The organism is Amycolatopsis sp. NPDC089917 (assembly GCF_040684635.1).
Lineage (GTDB): Bacteria > Actinomycetota > Actinomycetes > Mycobacteriales > Pseudonocardiaceae > Amycolatopsis.
In genome coordinates, this window is sequence record NZ_JBFBGL010000057.1 from 34,485 (window position 1) to 54,874 (window position 20,390).

20 protein-coding genes and 2 pseudogenes are annotated in these 20,390 nt (G+C 68.4%); 7 read left to right on the forward strand and 15 right to left on the reverse strand.

What is annotated here, in order from left to right:
• The gene (locus AB0N89_RS31765) at window positions 1-597 is read left to right on the forward strand and encodes a nitroreductase family protein (protein WP_364212137.1); all 597 of its coding nucleotides are present in this window, start codon (window positions 1-3) and stop codon (window positions 595-597) included.
• On the opposite strand, the gene AB0N89_RS31770 is transcribed toward AB0N89_RS31765, so the two are convergent.
• On the reverse strand, window positions 558-2,027 hold the full coding sequence (locus AB0N89_RS31770) for an MFS transporter (protein ID WP_364212140.1): 1,470 nt from the start codon (window positions 2,025-2,027) through the stop codon (window positions 558-560). The two genes, AB0N89_RS31765 and AB0N89_RS31770, sit on opposite strands and share 40 nt — an antisense overlap.
• Before the next feature lie 103 nt (window positions 2,028-2,130).
• Here AB0N89_RS31770 and AB0N89_RS31775 point away from each other — a divergent pair, with 103 nt between their 5' ends.
• Window positions 2,131-2,970 carry a helix-turn-helix transcriptional regulator gene (locus tag AB0N89_RS31775; protein ID WP_364212143.1) on the forward strand — a complete coding sequence of 280 codons (840 nt, stop codon included), beginning with the start codon at window positions 2,131-2,133 and terminating at the stop codon, window positions 2,968-2,970.
• 9 nt (window positions 2,971-2,979) lie between these two features.
• Window positions 2,980-3,573, forward strand: coding sequence for a hypothetical protein (locus AB0N89_RS31780; protein ID WP_364212146.1), 594 nt, complete (start codon window positions 2,980-2,982; stop codon window positions 3,571-3,573).
• Here the strand turns inward: AB0N89_RS31780 and AB0N89_RS31785 are convergent.
• From AB0N89_RS31785 to AB0N89_RS31800, 4 genes and pseudogenes are all read right to left on the reverse strand, one after another.
• Window positions 3,566-3,928 carry an ANTAR domain-containing protein gene (locus AB0N89_RS31785; RefSeq protein WP_364212148.1) on the reverse strand — a complete coding sequence of 121 codons (363 nt, stop codon included), beginning with the start codon at window positions 3,926-3,928 and terminating at the stop codon, window positions 3,566-3,568. The two genes, AB0N89_RS31780 and AB0N89_RS31785, sit on opposite strands and share 8 nt — an antisense overlap.
• A gap of 101 nt (window positions 3,929-4,029) precedes the next feature.
• Window positions 4,030-4,542: pseudogene (locus tag AB0N89_RS31790) on the reverse strand (CheR family methyltransferase); the annotation flags it as partial.
• Entirely contained in the window at window positions 4,539-5,144 is a 606-nt protein-coding gene (locus AB0N89_RS31795) for a chemotaxis protein CheB (protein ID WP_364212151.1), read from the reverse strand. The gene AB0N89_RS31795 and the pseudogene AB0N89_RS31790, both read right to left, overlap by 4 nt.
• Window positions 5,145-5,168: 24 nt before the next feature.
• Window positions 5,169-5,534: a hypothetical protein gene (locus tag AB0N89_RS31800; RefSeq protein ID WP_364212154.1), complete on the reverse strand. Its 366-nt coding sequence runs from the start codon at window positions 5,532-5,534 to the stop codon at window positions 5,169-5,171.
• A 244-nt stretch (window positions 5,535-5,778) separates the two neighbouring features.
• On the opposite strand from AB0N89_RS31800, the gene leuA reads away from it, so the two are divergent.
• Complete coding sequence (gene leuA, locus AB0N89_RS31805) at window positions 5,779-7,536, forward strand: 2-isopropylmalate synthase (protein WP_364212157.1); 1,758 nt, start codon at window positions 5,779-5,781, stop codon at window positions 7,534-7,536.
• 346 nt (window positions 7,537-7,882) lie between these two features.
• On the opposite strand, the gene AB0N89_RS31810 is transcribed toward leuA, so the two are convergent.
• Window positions 7,883-8,509, reverse strand: a complete 627-nt coding sequence (locus AB0N89_RS31810; RefSeq protein ID WP_364212160.1) for a peroxiredoxin-like family protein — start codon at window positions 8,507-8,509, stop codon at window positions 7,883-7,885.
• A gap of 94 nt (window positions 8,510-8,603) precedes the next feature.
• Between AB0N89_RS31810 and AB0N89_RS31815 the strand changes: the two genes are divergently transcribed.
• A complete protein-coding gene (locus tag AB0N89_RS31815; protein WP_364212195.1) occupies window positions 8,604-9,173 on the forward strand; it encodes a TetR/AcrR family transcriptional regulator in 570 nt (189 codons plus the stop codon).
• Here AB0N89_RS31815 and AB0N89_RS31820 read toward each other — a convergent pair.
• Window positions 9,130-10,068 (reverse strand): LysR family transcriptional regulator, encoded by a 939-nt coding sequence (locus AB0N89_RS31820; protein ID WP_364212163.1) that lies wholly within the window; start codon window positions 10,066-10,068, stop codon window positions 9,130-9,132. The two genes, AB0N89_RS31815 and AB0N89_RS31820, sit on opposite strands and share 44 nt — an antisense overlap.
• Before the next feature lie 86 nt (window positions 10,069-10,154).
• On the opposite strand from AB0N89_RS31820, the gene AB0N89_RS31825 reads away from it, so the two are divergent.
• A complete protein-coding gene (locus AB0N89_RS31825; RefSeq protein WP_364212166.1) occupies window positions 10,155-11,078 on the forward strand; it encodes an EamA family transporter in 924 nt (307 codons plus the stop codon).
• 22 nt (window positions 11,079-11,100) lie between these two features.
• On the opposite strand, the pseudogene erm reads toward AB0N89_RS31825, so the two are convergent.
• Window positions 11,101-11,716, reverse strand: a pseudogene (erm, locus tag AB0N89_RS31830) (23S ribosomal RNA methyltransferase Erm); the annotation flags it as partial.
• 183 nt (window positions 11,717-11,899) lie between these two features.
• A complete protein-coding gene (locus AB0N89_RS31835; protein WP_364212169.1) occupies window positions 11,900-12,598 on the reverse strand; it encodes an SDR family oxidoreductase in 699 nt (232 codons plus the stop codon).
• Window positions 12,599-12,685: 87 nt separating this feature from the next.
• Between AB0N89_RS31835 and AB0N89_RS31840 the strand changes: the two genes are divergently transcribed.
• Window positions 12,686-13,249 (forward strand): CGNR zinc finger domain-containing protein, encoded by a 564-nt coding sequence (locus tag AB0N89_RS31840; RefSeq protein WP_364212172.1) that lies wholly within the window; start codon window positions 12,686-12,688, stop codon window positions 13,247-13,249.
• Here AB0N89_RS31840 and AB0N89_RS31845 read toward each other — a convergent pair.
• The 6 genes from AB0N89_RS31845 to AB0N89_RS31870 form a co-directional block, all read right to left on the reverse strand.
• A complete protein-coding gene (locus AB0N89_RS31845; RefSeq protein ID WP_364212175.1) occupies window positions 13,242-13,883 on the reverse strand; it encodes an SDR family oxidoreductase in 642 nt (213 codons plus the stop codon). The two genes, AB0N89_RS31840 and AB0N89_RS31845, sit on opposite strands and share 8 nt — an antisense overlap.
• Before the next feature lie 344 nt (window positions 13,884-14,227).
• Window positions 14,228-15,346 (reverse strand): ABC transporter ATP-binding protein, encoded by a 1,119-nt coding sequence (locus AB0N89_RS31850; protein WP_364212178.1) that lies wholly within the window; start codon window positions 15,344-15,346, stop codon window positions 14,228-14,230.
• Window positions 15,343-16,338, reverse strand: a complete 996-nt coding sequence (locus AB0N89_RS31855; protein WP_364212181.1) for an ABC transporter ATP-binding protein — start codon at window positions 16,336-16,338, stop codon at window positions 15,343-15,345. The genes AB0N89_RS31850 and AB0N89_RS31855 overlap by 4 nt, the downstream gene beginning before the upstream one ends.
• Before the next feature lie 6 nt (window positions 16,339-16,344).
• A complete protein-coding gene (locus tag AB0N89_RS31860) occupies window positions 16,345-17,280 on the reverse strand; it encodes an ABC transporter permease (RefSeq protein WP_364212183.1) in 936 nt (311 codons plus the stop codon).
• Window positions 17,277-18,278, reverse strand: a complete 1,002-nt coding sequence (locus tag AB0N89_RS31865) for an ABC transporter permease (protein ID WP_093932294.1) — start codon at window positions 18,276-18,278, stop codon at window positions 17,277-17,279. The genes AB0N89_RS31860 and AB0N89_RS31865 overlap by 4 nt, the downstream gene beginning before the upstream one ends.
• An 86-nt stretch (window positions 18,279-18,364) precedes the next feature.
• Window positions 18,365-19,906: an ABC transporter substrate-binding protein gene (locus tag AB0N89_RS31870; RefSeq protein ID WP_364212187.1), complete on the reverse strand. Its 1,542-nt coding sequence runs from the start codon at window positions 19,904-19,906 to the stop codon at window positions 18,365-18,367.
• Window positions 19,907-20,390 lie beyond the last annotated feature (484 nt).

Genomic DNA, 20,390 nt, shown 5'->3' on the forward strand with positions numbered 1-20,390 from the left:
ATGCACAAACCCGCCCAAACGAGTACCCCGATCGCGTCGATCCTGGCCGCCAGGTGGAGTCCTCGCGCCTACGACGACGCCGCCACGGTCACCGACGACCAGGTCCGCGCGCTGCTCGAAGCGGCGCGCTGGGCGCCGTCGTTCGGCAACACCCAGCCCGCCCGCTACCTGGTCGGACTCCGGGGCACGCCGTCGTTCGACCGGATCCTCTCGACGCTCAACTCGGGCAACAGCGCGTGGGCCCGTCGCGCCGGGCTGCTGCTGATCGGCGTGATGGTGACCACGAACGAGAAGGGCGAAGTCCCGTACGCCGAGTACGGACTGGGGCTGGCGAGCGAGAACCTCGTGCTCCAGGCCGTCGAGCTCGGCCTGATCGCGCATCAGATGGCCGGCTTCTCCGCCGAAGCGGCGACGGACTTCTTCGGGCTGCCCGACGACGTCGTCCCCAAGGTCGCCATCGCCGTCGGCCACCCCGCGGATCCCTCGGTACTGGAAGAGGACTGGCGGATCGAGCGCGAGAAGGCGCCGCGCGAACGTCTCTCGCTGGCGGAATTCGCCTACACCGACGGCTGGGGCACGAGCGCCTTCTCCGACTGAGGGAGCCAGCGCAGGGCGAGCACGCCGAGCCCGACGTGCAGCAGGCTCAGCACCGCGACGGCGGTGTGCAGACCCGCGACGAAAGCCTCCTTCGCGTCAACGACGACGGTGGGCGCGATCCCCGGGTGCTGAAGGGTTTCGCCGAGCGTGGGCGCGAGACCCGGACCGGCCAGGCGGAACACCAGCGCGGCGAGCGACCCCATGAGGGCGATCCCCAGCGCGTTGCCGATCTCGTTGCTCGTCTCGGCGATCGCGCCCGCCGCCCCCGCCCGTTCGGCGGGCACCGCGCCGACGGCGGTGTCGGCCACCACGCTGAACGAGATGCCGTAGCCGACCCCGGCGACCACGGTCGAGGCGACGTACCAGCCCGCCCCGCCCGTGACGCCGGTCATGAGCAGCAACGCCAGCCCGAGCGCGATGGAGAAGTGGCAGGTGATCAGGGCCGCGCGCTTGCCGATCCGGTCGACCAGCGCGGGCGTGACGACGCACAGAGTGGTGAGCACCGCCGCGCCGGGCAGCGCCAGGAGCGCCGCGTGCAGCACGGGCAGGCCGAGCACGGACTGGAGGTGGATCCCGGACAGGTACGCGGCCGCCGACCAGGCGGCCAGCGGAAGCAGCCCGGTGACGACCGCGATCGTGAAGACCCGGTCGCGGAACAGGGAGAACTCGATCAGCGGGTGGTCGAGACCACGCTGGCGCCGGACGAACCACACGAGCAGCCCGGCCCCGGCGATCCCCGCCGAGACCGCGACGACGGACAGCCCGTCGGCGGCGGCGTGCTTGATCCCGTAGATCGCGAGCAGCAGACCGGCGGCGGAGAGCACCACGCTCAGCGCGTCCACGCGACCCGGCCGGGTGACGCGTACCTCCCGGAGCGACACGGGCGCGAGCGCCAGGAACACCACGATCACCGGCAGGTTGACCAGGAAGACCGAACCCCAGGAGAACCGCTCCAGCAGGACACCGCCGACGACCGGGCCGATCGCGAAACCGGCGGCGAACGCGGCCGCGAAGACGCCGATGGCCCGCGCCCGTCGTCGCGGATCGGGGAAGAGCTCGCTCAGCACGGCCAGCGCGGACGGCAGCAGCGTCGCGCCCGCCAGCCCCATCAGGGCACGGAACGCGATGAGCAGTTCCGGGTTCGGGGCGAACGCCGCACCGGTGGAGGCCGCGCCGAACACGGCGGCGCCGATCATCAGCAGCTTCAAGCGGCCGTACCGGTCGCCGAGGTTGCCGAACGCGACGAGCAGCGAGCCGACCGCGAAGCCGTAGACGTCCAGGATCCACAACGCCTGATCGGCCGTCGGCGTGAGCGCCTGGCCGATCCTGGGCATCGCGAGGAACAGGATCGACCCGTCCATCGAGACCAGGAAGACCGGGCAGAGGATCACCAGCAGGCCGAACCAGGCCCGGTTGTGCCGTCTTGTCATGCCCTCGACGGTGCGTCGGCGCCGACTTCCCAGCCATCCCCGTGCCGTGGGTACACCCGCCAGGTACACCCACGCGGCCGCGGGCGAACTTAGGCTCGAAGGCATGGAAAGCCTCGGCGTGTACCTCAAGAGCCGTCGTGACCGGGTGACCCCGGACGAGATCGGCCTGCGCACCTACGGCACCTCCCGCCGCGTTCCCGGTCTGCGCCGCGAGGAACTCGCCCAGCTCGCCGGGGTGAGCGCCGGGTACTACACGCGGCTGGAGCAGGGACTGGCCGAAACCGCTTCACAGCAGGTGCTCGACGCGCTCGCCCGCGCGCTCCGGCTGGACGACGTCGAAACCGTCCACCTGCACAACCTCGCCCGGCAGTCCTCGCTCCCGAAGCTGTCCGACCCCGGCCCGGAGGAGCCGCATCCCCGCGTCCTCGCGCTGCTGGAGAACCTCGGCGAGACCGTGCCCGCCGTCGTGCTCGGCAGGCGCGGCGACGTCCTCGCGTGGAACCGCGCGGGGCACGCGCTCACCGCCGAACACGTCGGCTTCGGCTCGCCGGGGGATCCCGGACGACGGCCGTCCGTGCCGCGGATGTTCTTCCTCGACCCGCTCACCCGCGCGCTGTTCGGCAACTGGGCCGAACTCGCCCGCGTCCACGTCGCCTACCTGCGGCTGACCGCGGGCCGCCATCCCACGGACGCCCGCCTCGCCGGGCTCATCGGCGAACTGACCATGCGCAGCGACGAGTTCGCGACGCTCTGGGCGACCGGTGACGTCGCCGACTGCACCGTCGGCGCCATGCGCCTGCGGCATCCGACGGTCGGCGCGGTCGACGTCGACTATCAGGTGTGGCTCCAGCCCGACAGCCCCGACCATCGGCTGGAGATCTACACGCCGAACGACCCGGGTTCCGCCGACGCGCTGAAGATCCTGACCCGTTTCGATCGCTAACCTGGGGTCATGGGGGCTTTGCACAGTCTTGTCCGCAACGAATCCCGCACGATGAAGGGGCTCTGGCTCTATGTGAGAGGCCGCCAGGACGGTGTCGACGGGGATGCCGTGGCCGTGCCTTATGGCGCGAACGGCAAGGCGATCTTCGTCGTCATGACGGTGGTGAGCGCCGTCGAAGCGGGTCTCTTCTGGCTGATCGACTTCGGTCTGGTCTTCGACGTGGTGCTGCTCGTCTTGGGTGTGTACTCGGTGCTGCTGGTGTTCGGGGTCTACGCCGGCACCGTCGTCCGGCCGCACGTGGTCTCGTCGCGCGAGGTGCGGGTGCGCTACAGCTCGTTCTACGACGTGCGAATCCCGCGAGAGAACGTCGCCGCGCTGCGGTACGCGAAGGAAAGCCACGACCCGCTCAAGGCGAAGCCGTTCCGCGATGAAACCTGGCTCAGTCACGACAATTTCTACGAGACGAACCTGGTCGTCGAACTGCGTGAGCCGATCACCATGACCCGTCCGCTCGGCAGGACCGAGACCGTCCGCGTCGTGAAGTTCCAGGCAGACGACCCGAAGGCCGCCGTCGAGGCCTACCAAAGGCTCGCCGTCAGTTGAGGGCCGTCGTCCGGTCCACGATCATGCGCGCGACCTCGATGACGCTTTCGTCCAGCGAGTAGGCGTGCGCGCGGATGAGGGCCAGCGCGTCCGAAGCGGTGCACTGACGGCTGCTCATGATCATTCCCGTGGCCTGATGGACCACGACCCGCAGATCGCTGTCGCCGAACAGCGGATGCAGGGGGAGCCCGTCCTCGACGTCGATCAGCGTGCCCGGATGCAACGCGGTGTCGGTGAGGACGTCGGCCACCACCTTCGTCGAACGGGCGACAACGGCGTCCGGTTCGGGTTCGGGCCGGTACGCGATGAGGGTGCCCAGCGGTGCCTCCAGCAGCCCCAGCCGGGCCGAAACCACCGCCCGGACGCCGAGTTCCCGCGCGGCCGGGCCGAACCGGGGCCATCTGCTCAGCAGTTCACGCTCGCCGCAGACCCCCGGTCTGAAGGGGATGCCCCGGGAGGGAGCTTTTCCAACGCCTTCAGGGGATACACCCCGGCCCTGGCCTCGCGCAGGGCTTCTTCGTCGACGTCGGTGCCGTAGATCTTGACCTGCTTGGTGCAGTCCTCGATGCCGAGTTGCTCGGCGAAAAGGATCGCGAGGGTGTACGCCTCCTCCCCGCTCGAACAACCGGCGCTCCAGATCCGGATGTCCCCGTCCGGTCCGGCCTTGGCGACCAGCTCGGGGACGACGACCGTCTGGAGGTAGTGCCAGGCGGCGGGGTCCCGGAAGAAACTGGTGACGTTGATCAGAATGGTGTTGAAGAGCTCTTGGAACTCTTCGGCGTTGAGCTCCAGGAAATCGCGGTAATCCGCGTACCGCTCGAAATTCACCGCCTGCATCCGTTTGTGGACCCGGCGGGCGAGTGAGGTTCGTTTGTAACCGGTGAAATCGAATCCGCGGGAGTCCTTGATGAACGTCAGCAGGGCTTCGAGGTCCCGCTCGTCTTCGACTTCGCCATCGTGCGTGTTCACAGCGACCTCGTTCCGTCTGTCAAGGCCACCAGCGCGCCCGCGATGTCTTTCAGCGGCAGCATCAGGTCGACCGCCACGGCATTCGCCACGGCCTGCGGCATGCCTTTGAATTCCGCGGTGCTCGGATCTTCCGCGACCACGGTACCGCCATGAGACATCGCCGCCTTCGCACCCTTCGAGCCGTCGAAACCGGTCCCGGTCAGCACGCAGAACAGGGCGGTGGGCCCGTAGACCTCCGCGACGGACTCGAAGAGCAGATCGGCCGATGGCCGGACGAATCGCACTTTGTCGCCCTTCGACAGGACGAGCTTGCCGCCGGGCGCGACCAGAAGATGACGGTCCGGCGGCGCGAGGTAGGCGACGCCGCCGGCGGCCACCTCGCCGGGTTCGGCCAATTTCACCCGCAACGGTGAACGCCGGTCGAGGATCTCGGCGAGCACCGTGTCGTGGTGGGGATCGAGGTGCTGGACGATGACCAGGGGCACGGGAAAATCGGCGGGCAAGGCTCCCAGCACCGTGACGAGTGCCTTGACTCCGCCCGCCGAAGTTCCGATCGCGACGATCTCGTAAGGCACCGCCCGAGAGCGGTTGAGGCCGAGCATCCTTCGATGCGTAATGCTCCGGGGCTAGGCGGAACCGCCCACGCGGCGGATGATCTTCGCGAGAATTCCGGTGACCACCATCCAGAAGACCGCCGCGATGCCGTAGTTGATCAGCACGCGGAGTTTGGCGTCCTCGGGCATGAAGAGATCCTTGAAGCCCAGCAGGAGACCGTCGGCCCAGCCGCGGACGAACGACACGATGCCGTTGTCGGGGTTCGCCTCGCCGATCACGAAGACGACGTGCAGCACCAGGATGGCCGCGAAGATCAGCCCGACCCAGCGGACGACGCTCGCCAGTATCCCGGCCGCGCGACCGCTCCCGGCCCGCCAGTCGACCTTGCGCCGGGTCTCCTGATCAGCCGTTTCCTTCTCTTCAGCGTGCTCGCCCATGCGGGGCAGTGTGGCACGCTCCCTGGTCCGATTGCTACCCGCGAGTAACCCGAATGGGCGCCACTCTGGTCACGGTTCGATCGCGGCCCGGGTTTCCTTCCGGGCGATCTCGCGGTTAAGGTGGCCTCGTGGCTCGAGCTCTCCTGCTTCGCTGCCGCGACGGGGCCTGATCGGACCGGCTCCCCGTCGCGGGGCTTCGTGGTGCCGGTCGTCGCACCCGATTCTTCAGGAGAACCGTCCCCTCATGAGCATCCGTAAACCCACTCGCCCTGCCCCTTCCGAGCAGGCTCCGTGGAACACCCAGCGCGGCACTTCGATGCCCGTGCACCGCTATCGCCCCTGGTACGACCTGGTCGAGGACATCTCGCTGCCCGACCGCACCTGGCCGGACAAGCGCATCGACACCGCCCCGCTGTGGTGCGCGGTCGACCTGCGCGACGGCAACCAGGCCCTGATCGACCCGATGTCGCCCGCGCGCAAGCGCAAGTTCTTCGACCTGCTGGTCCGCATGGGCTACAAGGAGATCGAGGTCGGCTTCCCGGCGGCGTCGCAGACGGACTTCGACTTCGTCCGCGAGATCATCGACGAGGGCGCCATCCCGGACGACGTCAGCATCCAGGTGCTGACCCAGTGCCGCCCCGAGCTGATCGAGCGCACCTTCAAGGCCCTCGAAGGCGCGCCGCGCGCGATCGTCCACATCTACAACTCGACGTCGATCCTGCAGCGTCGCGTGGTGTTCCGCGAGGAGCGCATCGGCATCACGAAGATCGCTTCGCAGGCGGCCGAGCTGGTCGTCGACTACGCGGCGAAGCAGCCGGACACCGACTTCCGCTTCCAGTACTCGCCCGAGTCCTACACCGGTACCGAGCTGTCCTACGCGCTCGAGGTCTGCAACACGATCACCGAGATCTGGCAGCCGACGCCGGAGAAGCCCGCCATCCTCAACCTGCCCGCCACCGTCGAGATGGCGTCGCCGAACGTCTACGCCGACTCGATCGAGTGGATGCACCGCAACCTGGAGCGCCGCGACTCGGTGATCCTGTCGCTGCACCCGCACAACGACCGCGGCACCGGCATCGCCGCCGCCGAACTGGGCTTCCAGGCCGGCGCGGACCGGATCGAAGGCTGCCTGTTCGGCAACGGCGAGCGCACCGGCAACGTCGACCTGGTCGCGCTGGGCATGAACCTGTACAGCCAGGGCGTCGACCCGCAGATCGACTTCTCCGACATGGACGAGATCAAGCGGACCGTCGAATACTGCAACCAGCTGCCGGTGCACGAACGCAGCCCGTGGGCGGGCGACCTGGTGTTCACCGCGTTCTCCGGCAGCCACCAGGACGCGATCAACAAGGGGCTCGACGCGCTGAAGGCCGCCGCCGACAAGGCGGGCACGCCCGTCGACGAGCACCCGTGGGAGGTCCCGTACCTGCCGATCGACCCGAAGGACATCGGCCGCAACTACGAGGCCGTGATCCGGGTGAACTCGCAGTCCGGCAAGGGCGGCGTCGCCTACATCATGAAGGCCGAGCACCAGCTCGACCTGCCGCGGCGCCTGCAGATCGAGTTCTCGAAGGTCGTCCAGCGCCACACCGACACCGAGGGCGGCGAGGTCGACCCGGCCACCATGTGGAACGCGTTCTCGGCCGAGTACCTGGAGCTGAAGACGCCGCTGGAGCTGGTCCGCCAGCACGTGCGGGACAACGGCGACGGCGAGTACGACATCACCGCCACCGTGCGGGTCGAAGGCGACGAGCACGAGGTCACCGGGCGCGGGAACGGCCCGATCGCGGCCTTCTTCGACGCGCTGTCGACCGTCGGGTTCGACCTGCGGCTGCTGGACTACAGCGAGCACACGCTCTCGCCGGGCGACGACGCGCGGGCGGCGTCGTACATCGAGTGCGCGATCTCGGACCGGGTGTTCTGGGGTATCGGGATCGACCCGTCGATCGTGACCGCTTCGCTGCGGGCCGTCGTGTCGGCGGTGAACCGGGCGAACCGGTAGCTTCCGGCGTTCCCAAGTACATGAAGGCCCCCTTCCTTGCGCCTAGGTACAGGAAGGGGGCCTTCATGTACCTAGGCCGCGGCTGGGCGTGGGCCCGCTCGTAACCGTGTCGCGAAAGCCACTTTGGGGACATCAGACGTCGCGAAAGTGGCTTTCGCGACGTGCGTCACCCCCGGAACCCGGGATCGACGGGCTCGTCCCCTGTGTCTCTGGCGGCGTTCCGGCTTCACGTATCCCGCCGCAGGTTGCGAAAGCCACTTTCACAACGTTGAAGGTTGCGAAAGTGGCTTTCGCACCCCCCGCTCAGCACCGCGCCCGAGTACAGGAAGGGGGCCTTCACGTACCTCTACAGGGCCTTCACCGCGGCCAGGATGTCGGCCGGGTCGGTGCGGGTGGTGTAGTCCGGGTGGACGTCGACGTACCTGATGACGCCCTCACCGTCCACCACCAGGACCGTCGGGTACGGCAGCTCCCATTCCGCCGCCCCGTTGATCTTCTCGACGTCGCCGATCAGCGCGTCGAAGGTCGGCTTGAGCTCCGGGTCCTGGCGGAACGTGATGCCGAGCGCGTGTCCGAGCTCGTTGTCCACATCGGACAGCACGGTGAACTCCAAGTCCTTTGTGGACAACGAGCCGTCCGGCAGCTGCGGGCTGACCGCGACCAGCCTCATCCCCAGGTTCTCCAGCTCCGGCAGCAGCTCCTGCTGATACGCGCGCAGGGCGAGGTTGCAGTACGGGCACCACGCGCCGCGGTAGAACACGACGACCGCGGGCCCGTCCGCGACCCGGACCCGGGCACCGGAAGCGTCCGGCAACGTGAAGTCCGGCATCGCCGCGCCCGGCTTCACCGCCGCCTCGACGACCATCCCGGCGAACTTCTCCCGATCGGCCTTGAGCACCGGCGCCACCTCCTCCGGCAAATGCTCCGCGACAGCGGCACGCAGGTCGGCGAGGTCGGTGTTGAGATCCCCCATCGTCAGCTCCTTTGGTTGTACTGATCGGTACAGTGCGGCTGACTGTACTATTCGGTACATGAGTGGTCAACCGGCGAAGACCCCGCGAGGGCGGATGACTCGTGACGCGATCGTCGACGCGGCGGCGGAACTGATGTACGTCAACGGCGTCGCCGCGACGAGCGTCGACAAGGTGCTCGCGGCCAGCGGCGCCGGGAAATCGCAGATGTACCACTACTTCAAGAACAAGGACGAACTCGTCGGCGCGGTCATCGACCGCTGCCTCGAACTGATCCTCGGCAACCAGCCCACGATCTTCGAACTCCGCGAATGGGCGGACTTCGACCAGTGGGCCCAGGAGATCCTCGCCATCCAGAGCACCTCGAAAGGGCCGGTCGCCTGCCCACTCGGCAACCTCACCGGCGAACTCGGCGACGATCCGAAAATGGCCCCGCTGCTGGACAACGCCTACCGCACCTGGGAATCCCATCTCGAACGCGGCCTGAAGTCCTTGCAGGAAAACGGGAAACTCGCCGAGGACGCCGACCCGGTCCGGCTCGCGCAGGCCACGATGACCTGTCTCCAGGGCGGCCTGCTGATGGCCCACCTGCGGCACGACATCACGCCGATCACCGACGCGCTCAAGATCGCGCTGGACCACCTGAAGAGTCACGCTCGCCCGTGAGCGCCGCGACCTCGTCGGCGAGCGCGTCGAGCACCTTCGCCACCGCGGGCCGCGAGGACGCGCCCAGTCTGCAGACCGCCTCGACGTGCCGCGCCGCCTTGATCCCGGCGAGCGGGCGGCAGACCAGGCCGCTGCCGCGCCGGGTGTCCACTGTGTACCGGGGCAGCAGCGCGATCCCGTGTCCCGCCGCCACCAGCCGTTCGATGATCCGGAAGTCGTTGATGCGCTGCACCACCCGCGGCCGCACGCCGGTGCGGATGATCAGCGACTGGAGGATGTCGTCGACGGGGAAACCGGCGTTGACGCTGATCCAGCGTTCGTCGGCCAGCTCGGCGAGCTCGATGCGGCGCCGTTTCGCGAGCCTGTGCCCCGCCGGGAGCGCGACGTCGAGCGGTTCGCGCAGCAGATGCCGCGACTCCAGCCGCTCCGAGCCGAGCGACTCCGCGTGCTCGTCCCGGTGCGCCACCACGATGTCGTAGTCCGCGACGAGTCCCGGCACTTCGGGCGGCGTCATGTCGACGTCGCGCACGATGACGTCCAGTCCGTCGAATTCCGCCACCCGGTGCAGCAGCCCGGGCAGCAGCATCAGCCCGGCCGACTGGAAGATCGCCACCCGGACCCGGCCGCGCGGGGCACTGCGATAAGTGTCCAATTCGGACTCGGCGCGGTCGAGCGCGGCGAGCACGTCGTCCGCGCGGGCGACCAGCGCGCGGCCCGCGTCGGTCAGCCGCAGCCCGCGCCCGGCGGGCTCCGTCAGCGCGAGACCGACGTCACCCTGCAGGGCGCGCAGCTGCTGGGAAACCGCGGACGGCGTGCAGTGCAACGCCTTCGCGGCCGCCGTCACGCTGCCGCGGTCGGCGAACTCCCGCAGGGTCCGCAGCCTGCCGATGTCCATGTCGCCAGCATATGTGAAGCCGAACTGAACGGTCGCTGCAAATATTCTCGCTGGTCCTAAATGGTCATCCACGTCAGAGTGAAGACATGCCCGCCCGCGACCGTTTGCTCGCCCTGCTCGTCGTCGTCCTCTGGGGCTGCAACTTCCTCGCCATCCACGCCACCCTCGGACAGTTCCCGCCCGTCTTCGCCGGCGGGCTGCGCTTCGCGATCATCGCGATCCCGACCATCCTGTTCGTGCCGTGGCCGAAGGTGAAGATCCGCCACCTGCTCGGCTACGGACTGGGCTTCGGCACCGGGCAGTTCGCCTTCCTGTTCATCGCGATGGACACCGGCATGCCGACCGGTCTCGCGTCGCTGGTGCTGCAGGCTTCGGCCCCGTTCACCGTCCTGCTCGGCGCCGTCTTCCTGCGGGAACGCGTGTCCGGACGCCAGCTCGCCGGGATTCTGCTCGCCGTCGCCGGGATGGCGACGATCGCCTGGCAGCAGGCCGGGAACGCCACCCTGCTGCCGGTGATCCTGACCCTGCTCGGCGCGCTGAGCTGGGCGTTCGGCAACCTGAGCACGCGGCAGGCGGCGCCGGACAACCCACTGAACTTCGTCCTCTGGATGTCCGTGGTGCCGCCCTTGCCGATGTTCGCGCTGTCGCTGGCGATGGAGGGGCCCGCCGAGATCGGGCGTTCGCTGAGCACCCTCGGCACGACCACCGGGCTGATCGGTCTCGGCGGGCTCGCCTACGTCGTGCTGTTCGGCACGATCGTCGGCTCCGGGATCTGGACGTCGCTGATGCGCCGCAACCCGGCCGGCGTGGTCGCGCCGTTCTCGCTGCTGGTGCCGGTGGTCGGGCTGTCGATGGCGTTCCTGGTCCTCGACGAGCGGCCCTCACTGGTGGAGATCATCGCCGCGGCCGTCGTCATCGGCGGCGTCCTGTTCGGGTCGACGAAGCGCCGCGCCCGCGAGCCGGACTTCCTCGCCGAAGCCGAAACGCCTCAGCCCACTGGTGTGCGGTGAGGCTTTTGGGCACGACGCCCGGGCCGGGGCGCGTGAACACCCGCCGCACGAAGTCCTGGTAGCGCTCGCGATCCGCGTCGTCGACGAGCGGCCGCTCGCGACGGGCCATGGTGAGCAGACCGCCGTCGACGCCGGGCCTGGGGCGGAACGCCGCCGCGGGGGACCCTGCCGACCAGCCCGAAGTCGAACCACGGCCACCACTGCGCGGTCAGCATGGTCGCGCCGCCGACCCCGGCCCGGCGGCGCGCCACCTCCCACTGCACGAGCAGGACGGCGTCCGTCCAGCCGGGAGCGGCGAGGACGTGGCGCAGCGTCGCGGTGGTCAGGTGGAACGGCAGATTGCCGACCAGGACGTAAGGCGTCTTCGGCAGAGGGAACCGCAGGAAGTCCGCGGTGACGATCTCGGTGGATGCCCGGACGCGGCCCGCCAGCCGGGCCGCGCGACGGTCGTCGATTTCGATGCCGGTCAGCGACCGGCCGAGCCGTTCCAGCGGCAGGGTCAGCGCGCCGTCGCCGGTGCCGAATTCGATGATCGGACCGTCGATCGCGGCGACGAGCCGCACCAGCTTCTCGATGATGTTCCGGTCGATGAGGAAGTTCTGGCCGAGTTCGTGACGGCCAGGACGATGTGTGCGCAAGGGATCTCCGCGGCTTCGAGGTGAGCCGGGCAGCACGAGGCAGGCCCGGCGATGACTCGCTCGGGCGGCGGTTCCTTGCTGGACGCGCTGGATCCGCCGCTAGGCGCGGCGGATCCTGGTGAACGCGGAAGCACACATGGCGGCGAAGCTACCCCGTGCCGGAGTGCTCCCGCCAACGGTTTTCTACCCGGCGATGCGGCTGGTGCCGAGGTGCTCGACCGGACCGGACAGCGCGGCCTTCACCCGGCGGGTGAGGTCGTCCGTGAGCACCTCGGTCTCGCCCTTCTCCAGCCCGTCGACGACCTGGCGGGCGACGTCGCGCGGGTCGTTCTTGGGGATGTCGAGGCCCTGGGTCATGTCGGTGTCGGTGTAGCCGAGGTGGACGCCGACGACCCGGGTGCCCTGCTCGGCGAACTCGATGCGGAGCGAATTGGTGAGCGACCAGAAGGCCGCCTTCGACGCGCCGTAGGACCCCGAGCCCGCCGCCCAGGACAGGACGGAGTGCACGTTGACCAGCGCGCCGCCGTCCTTGAGCAGCGGCGCAAACGCTTGCGCGACGCGCAGCGCCCCGAAGACGTTCGTCTCGAAGACCGGCCGGTGCGCGTCGACGTCTTCGGCCAGCAGCGAGCCGAGACCGAGGACGCCGGCGTTGTTGAAGACGATCGTCGTGTCGCTCGCTTCGGCGGCCAGCGCGCGAACGGACTCCGGGTCGGTGACGTCGAGCGGAAGCGGGACGATCCGCGGATCGGTCTCCTCGCGCGGCGTCCTGGCCGTCGCGTAGACCTTGGCGGCGCCGCGGTCGAGCAGTTCGGCGACGAACGCCTTGCCCAGTCCGCGTTGTCCGCCGGTGACCAGGACGACCGCACCTTCGTTGGAGGTCATGACTCGCTCCTCTGACAGAAGTGTTCGACTTTTGATTCTGTCGTCAGGATGGCGGCGCGAGATGACAGAGTCAAGTACCCTTGACTTATGTCATGGACCGCGACCGACCGATACCGGTTACGCACCGCCCCCTCGGGGCTGGCGCTCGTTCAGGACTTCCTCAACACGAAGGCGATCAAGACGCACGGCCTCGACCTGCTGAGCGACGTCGATCTGGCGCGGCCGTGGCTTGCCGGGACGCTGGCGGAATGGTCGAAGACCCGGGACTCCGAAGTGCCCGAGATCTCGCTGGGCACGGGTGACCTTCGCGCGCTTCGCGATCTGCGGGAGTCGTTCGTCGCGCTCTTGGACGGCGACGAAGCCACCGTCGAGAAACCGGTCAAGGCCGATCTGGCCGTGCGGGACGGCGTCGTCCGGCTGTTCCCGTCCGGCGCCAGACGGCAGTGGCTCGCTTCGGCGCTGTGGACGGAGACGCTGCTCGCGCAGCAGGCCGGGATCTGGCCGCGGCTGAAACTGTGCCGTCTCGACGGCTGCCGTTCGGCGTTCTACGACGTCTCGCGCAACAACAGCGGGGTCTGGCACGACGTGCGGACCTGCGGGAACGTCGCGAACCTGCGGGCGTCGCGGGAACGGAAGAAGGCGCTCAGCTGAGTGCGGCGAGCGCCGACGGGATCGGGATCTCGCCGCCGATGACGTCGAACCCCTGGTTCTCCGCGAGCGGCTCGTCGAGGGCGGCGACCAGGACCCCGGCGACGTCGGCGCGGGAGACGTGCCCGGGTTCGAGGTGACCGCCGAGCTTGACGCGACCGGTCGGCTGCTCGTCGGTGAGCGTGCCGGGGCGGACGATCGTCCAGTTCAGGCTCGACCGGCGCAGGACGCTGTCGGAGATCTGTTTCGCCATCAGGATCGACCGCACCAGCCGGTCGCCCTGATCCGGCGAATCCGCGAACTGCGCGGAAAGCTGCACGAACCGCGAGACCCCCGCCTTCTCCGCCGCGCGGATCGCGGTGATCACGCCGTCGCGGTCGACGAGGTCGACCGAGGCCTGCTCCGGATCGGGCGCGCCGATAGCGTTGATCACGACCTCGGACCCGGCGAGCGCCTCGACGAGGTCGTCCGCGTCGGCGGTGACGTCCGCGACCACGGTTTCGGCGCCGAGCCCGGCGACCTCCTCGGCGCGACGGCGGCTGCGCAACCCCGCCCGCACCTGATGTCCCCGCCCCACCAGGAGCCGGACCACGTGAATCCCCGTCCGCCCCGACGCACCCAGCACTGTGACCCGCATGACACGAGTCTGCCTGATCACGGCCGCCCCCGCCGTTCACGCGCCCTCCCTCCGCGTTTCGTCCTCTGAATGCGGGCTTGGGTGGCGCAGGTGCCGCCGCCACGGAGGGCGACTTTCCCAGTTGGGGCGCGTGAGTCGGTCGGGCGGTCCGTGAAGGACTCCTTGAGGGACCTAGGGTCCGTGAAGGGCCCCTTCACTACCTTGAGGGTAGGCAAGGAGGCCTTCGCTACGGCGGCCCGGCCGAGGCGAAGTCGGTGAAGGGCTCCTTCATGCGGGAAGTACATGAAGGCCCCCTTCCTGTACCTAGGCGCAAGGAAGGGGGCCTTCACGTACTTCAAGCGGGACTAGAGGATCTCCGCCGCCGAGCCGACGTCCGGAAGGCCGCCGACGTCGGGGTTCAGGTCCCCGGCTCCGACGAGTTCCGCCTCGACCGCGTGCGGTTGGATCCGCCCGTCGCGGATGTCCTCCGCGTAGTGGCACGCGACCCGGTGACCGGCGCCGATCTCCCGCAGCTGAGGACGATCGGTGTCGCACAGGCTCTGCTGCTTCCACGGGCACCGCGTGTGGAACCGGCAGCCGGACGGCGGCCGCGCCGGCGAGGGCAGGTCACCGGCGAGCAGGATCTGCTCCCGGGTGTCCTCCACCGTCGGGTCCGGCACGGGGATCGCCGAGAGCAGCGCCCGCGTGTACGGGTGCAGCGGGTTCTCGTACAGCGTGTCGGCGTCGGCCTCTTCGACCAGCGAGCCGAGGTACATCACGCCGATGCGGTCGGAGATGTGCCGCACCACCGCGAGGTCGTGCGCGATCACGAGATACGTGAGCCCGAGCTTCTCCTGGAGGTCCTCCAGGAGGTTAACGACCTGCGCCTGCACCGAGACGTCCAGCGCGGACACCGGTTCGTCGGCGACGATCAGGTCCGGCTGGACCGCGAGCGCCCGCGCGATGCCGATGCGCTGACGCTGGCCGCCGGAGAACTCGTGCGGGTACTTCCGCAGCGAGGACTCCGGAAGCCCGACGGCGGCAAGGAGTTCACGCAGCCGCGCGGCGGTCGCTTCCTTGTCCTTGTCGAGGCCGTGCGCCTTCATCCCTTCCGTCAGAATGGATTCCACGGACTGCCGAGGGTCCAAAGAGGACATCGGGTCCTGGAAGACCATCTGCATCCGGCGGCGCGCCTTGCGCAGTTCCTCGCCCTTGAGCCCGGCGACGTCGGTGCCGTCGAAGACGACCTTGCCCGCCGTCAGCTCGGTCAGCCGGAGGATCGCCCTGCCCAGAGTGGACTTCCCGCAGCCGGATTCCCCGACCAGGCCGTAGGTCTCACCCTTGCGGATGGACAGATCGACACCGTCGACGGCGAACACGTGCCCGACCGTCTTGTCGACCACGATGCCGCGCTTGATCGGGAAGTGGACCTTGAGGTCTTCGACCGCCAGGAGCACTTCCTGCGCCGGTACCGCGTGCGTCATCGGGTCCCTCCTTGTGCGGCCACGGCCGGGATCACCGGGTTGTGGCAGCGCAGCAGCCCACCGCGATCGGGGGTCAGCTGCGGTGAAACCTCCCGGCACACGCCGAGAGCGTTCGGACAGCGCGGCGCGAAGGCGCAGCCGCCCTCCCACGGGATGTTGTCGGCGACGGATCCCTTGATGGGAATCAGTTTCTCGCCGCGGCCCGCGTCGAGACGCGGGATCGAGGCGAGCAGGCCGTGCGTGTACGGGTGCCGAGGTTCGGCGAACAGCGCGTGCCGTTCCGCGCGCTCGACGATCTTGCCGCCGTAGAGCACGTTGACCTCGTCGCAGAGACCGGCGACGACACCGAGGTCGTGCGTGATCATGATCAGCGCGGTCCCGGTGTCCTGCACCAGTTCGCGCAGCAGCGCGAGGATCTGCGCCTGGATCGTCACGTCGAGCGCGGTGGTCGGCTCGTCGGCGATGAGCAGCCGCGGACGGCACGCCAGCGCGATCGCGATCAGCGCGCGCTGCCGCATCCCGCCGGAAAGCTGGTGCGGGTACTCGGAAAGCCGCCGCGACGGGTCGGGGATGCCGACCTTGTCCAGCAGCTCGGCCGCCTCGACCGAAGCCACCTTGCGCGACATTCCGCGGTGCCGTTCCAGCACCTCGGTGATCTGCAGCCCGATCGGGATGACCGGGTTCAGCGAGGACAGCGGGTCCTGGAAGACCATGCCGAGGTCACGACCCCGGCGGTCCCGCATTTCCTTGTCCGACAGGCGAAGCAGATCCGTGCCTTCGAACGACACGGAACCGCTGACCTTGTTGCCGCGCTTCGCGAGCAGCCGCATGATCGCCAGCGAGGTCACGGACTTGCCGCAACCGGACTCGCCGACGAGACCGACCGTCTGGCCGGGTTCGACGTCGAAACTGACCTCGTCCACCGCGGTGAACGGCTTCTCGCCGCGTCGCTGGAAAACGACCTTGAGGTCGCGTACTTCAAGGAGAGCCATGAAAGATCACCGCCTGTTCTTCGGATCGAGGGCTTCCCGCAAGGACTCGCCGAGCAGCGTGAAGCCGAGCGCGACGATGATGATCGCGATGGCCGGGTAGTACGCCAGCTCGGGGCGGATGTCGAGGAACTGCCGGGCGCTGCGGCTCAGCATGATGCCCCATTCCGCGCGGTTCGGGTCCGGGTCGCCGAGACCGAGGAACGACAGCGCCGCCGCTTCGAGGATGGCGGTCGCCAGGGTCAGCGTGGCCTGCACGATGACCGGGCCGAGCGAGTTGGGCAGCATGTGCCGCAACACGATCGTCCCGCGTTTGACGCCCAGTGACGTCGCCGCGAGCACATGGTCGCTGTTTCTCTGCGCGAGCATCGAACCGCGCAGCAACCGCGCGAAGATCGGCACGCCGACCATCGACACGGCCACGATCACGGTCCACTGGCTCGGCTTCTGGAACAGCGCGGCGACCGAGATCGCCAGCAGCAGCGAAGGCACCGACAGCATGACGTCGACCAGGCGCATCAGCACCGTGTCGACCCAGCCGCCGAACGCGCCGGCGAGCCCGCCGATGATCATGCCGACCGCGACCCCGATGATCGTCGCGAGCACACCGACCAGCAGCGTGTTCTGGGCGCCGACCAGCAGCCGCGAAAGGTAGTCACGGCCGAAGTCGTCGACACCGAGCGGGAAACCGGGCTGCGCGCCGGGGATGATGCCCTGGCCGAGCGCGACCTGGTCCTGCAGATACCGCTCGTAGGGGTCCTTCGGCGCGAGCAGCGGCGCGAAGATCGCCACCAGCAAGAACAGGCCGGTGATCACGGCGCCGGTGATGGCCACCGGGCTCCGCAGCATCCGGCGCAGCGCCTCGCCGCCGAGGCTGTGTCCCTTCGCCGTCGACGCGGCGAGCTTGTCGATCGGCTCCTTCTTCTTGTTCAGCAATGTGTTCATCGGACACGCACCCTCGGGTCGATGAGCCCGTACGAGACGTCGACCAGCATGTTCACCAGCACGTACACCAGCGCGCCGAACAGCAGCAGCGCTTGCAGGCGCGGATAGTCACGCCGTTCGATGCCTTCGGCGAGCAGGAAGCCGAGGCCGCGGAAGTTGAACACCCGCTCGGTCAGCACGGCGCCACCGAGCAGCGCGCCGGTCTGCAGGCCGATGGTGGTGACCACCGGCAGCAGGCCGTTGCGGAGCACGTGACGGCGCCGGACGATCGGCTGGGTCAGGCCCTTCGAGTTGGCCGTGCGGATGAAGTCCTCGTTCAGCACGTCCAGCACCGACGCGCGGGTGATCCGCACGATCACCGCGAGCGGGATGGTGGCCAGCGCGAACGCCGGGAGGATCAGGTGGAGGATCGCGTCCCAGGCGGCGTCCCATTCCTGGGTGATGATGCCGTCGAAGACCGCGAAGCCGGTGACGGTGGTGGCGTCGAGACCGGCCATCTGACGGCCCTGCGAAGGAAGTCCCAGCGGGGCGGCCAGCAGGTCCTGCATCATGTAGCCGAGGAAGAACACCGGCACGGCGACGCCGACCAGCGAAAGCACGATGATGACGTTGTCGACGGCCCCGCCGCGGAAGCGGGCGGACAGGTAGCCGAACGGGATGCCGAGACCCACCGCGATGAGCATCGCGCAGAAGCCGAGCTCGATGGTGGCGGGAAGGAAGTTCCCGATCTCCGACATGACCGGCTGGGCGGAGACCAGCGAGTTGCCGAAGTCGCCGGTGATGGCCCGGCCGAGGAACTTGAAGTACTGGACGAAGATCGGATCGTCGAGGCCGAGGATCCGGTTCAGGTCGGCGATCTTCTCCGGGGTCGCCTTGTCACCCAGGAGGGCGCCGGCGGGGCCGCCGGGGAGAGACCGGAGCCAGGCGAAGATCAAAATGGACAGGATCAAGAGCGTCGGTATCGCTTGTAGCAGCCGACGCACGAGAAAACGGAGCACGTGCGTTCCTTTGTTGCCAGCCCGGGAATGGGCCACAGGGGGCGGGCGCGGTAGCGCCCACCCCCTGGTGGCTTAGTGGTGGTGGATCAGTTGACCGTGACGGTGTAGAAGCGCTCGTCGGTCAGCGGGCTGGCCACCAGGCCCTTCACCTTCGGGCCGACGACGATCGCCGGGGGGCCGTAGGCGATGGGGATGGCGGGCAGGTACTCCATGATCTTCTGGTTCGCTTCCTGGTACGCCTTGGTGTGCGCCTCACCGGCGGGCGCGGCGTCCGCGGCGCCCAGCGCCGAGAACAGCTCGGGGTTTTCGAAGCCGAACTCGGCCTTCTTGCGGCCGAAGAAGGTGCCGACGAAGTTGCCGGCGTCGTTGTAGTCACCGGTCCAGCCGAGCAGGTGGACGTCCTGCTTGCCGGCCTTCTGCACGTCGTCCTTGTAGCCACCGTTCCACGGCTTGGCGACCGGCTCCACCTTGATGCCCATGGCCTTCATGTCCTCGGACAGCGACGTGAAGATGTCCGCCGGGTTCGGCATGTACGGCCGGGAGACCTCGGTCGGGTAGTAGAACTTCAGCGTCATGCCCTCGGCGCCGGCTTCCTTCAGAAGCTGCTTGGCGCGGTTGAGGTCGTACGGGTACTTGGTGACGTTCTCGTTGTAGCCGTCGATCGCCTTCGGCACGAACTGCGTCGCGGTCTCGGCGCCCTCGGGGAGCTTCGACTTCACGAACTGGTCGCGGTTGAGACCGTAGGCCAGCGCCTGGCGGACCTTGAGGTCCTTCAGCTTCGGGTTGTTCGCCTGGTTGATGCCCAGGTACAGGATGTTGAACGACGGGCGGATGAGCACCTGCTCGCCGTCGTTGCGCAGCAGGCCGTAGTCCGCGGGCGACGGGTAGTCGTAGCCCTGGATGTCACCGGCCTTGAGCGCCTGCTTGCGGGCGTTCTCGTCCGGGATGACCTTGAAGATCAGCTTGTCGAGCTTGGCCGTCTGGGTCGGCGAGTCGGTCGCCTTGGACAGCGTGATCTCACCCTTGGCCTGGTCCCAGCTCTCGAACTTGAACGGGCCGGTACCGGTCGGGTGCTTCAGCGCGTACTCGGGGTACTGGAACGAGTCACCGCTCTGGGTGACCTGGTCCGCGTTGTACTTCTTCAGCGCGTCCGGGCTCTGGATCGAGAACGACGGCAGCGTGAAGGCGGCCGGGAACGCGCCCTTGGCCTTGTTCAGGTTCAGGACGGCGGTCGACTCGTCCTTGGCCTGGCAGTCCTTGAACACCGGGTCGCCGGAGGCGTCACCCTCGTTCTTGGCGAAGCCCTCGAAGACGTCGCCGTAGTAGATCATCTGGCTCTGGGCCGCCGCGCCCTTCATGTTGAACATGCGGTTGAAGTTGAAGCAGACCGCTTCGGCGTTGAACGCGGTGCCGTCGTGGAACTTCACGCCCTTCTTGAGGGTGAAGGTCCAGGTCTTGCCTTCGTTGCTGCCTTCCCACTTCTCCGCCAGGCCGGGCTCGAGGTCCGCGGTGCCGGGCTTGTTCATGATCAGGGTGTCCATCATCTGGCGGATGATGCGGAAGGTCTCACCGTCGTCGTTGAAGAGCGGGTCGAAAGTCTTCGGGTTACCGGCGGCGCCGAAGACCATGGTGCCTCCCGAGCCACCCCCTGCGCCTTCTTCACGCTTCGAATCGGCACAGGCGGAAATGGAGACCGCGAGTGCGCCGGCAAGCCCGATCAGGGCCACACGGCGTGCTCGGGTCACCCGCAGTTGCTGCATCTGGCACCCCTTGAGGAGAATTTCGGTGTTTAGGCACCGCCGGCGTCGATCGGGAACTCGAACTCCGCGGACGATCGGTGTGCCCGCCGACACTAGCGGGAACTCAGCCCGCACTTAAGCACGCGAGGTTACGATCGCGCTACACGAAGGCCAATACGACCGCAAAGTGTCCACAATTCCGCACTTAGTGTAATCAATTCCGCTCCACTAACGCGCAGAGTGCCGGGCCACTAACTCAAATGGGTGTCCACCACTAGGCTCATTGGATCACTGACAGAAGTGGACAGTGAGACCACGCGGTGGGGTGTTCGGTGCCGGTGGTCGTGAGTGGCGTTTCGGGTTCTAACCCGAA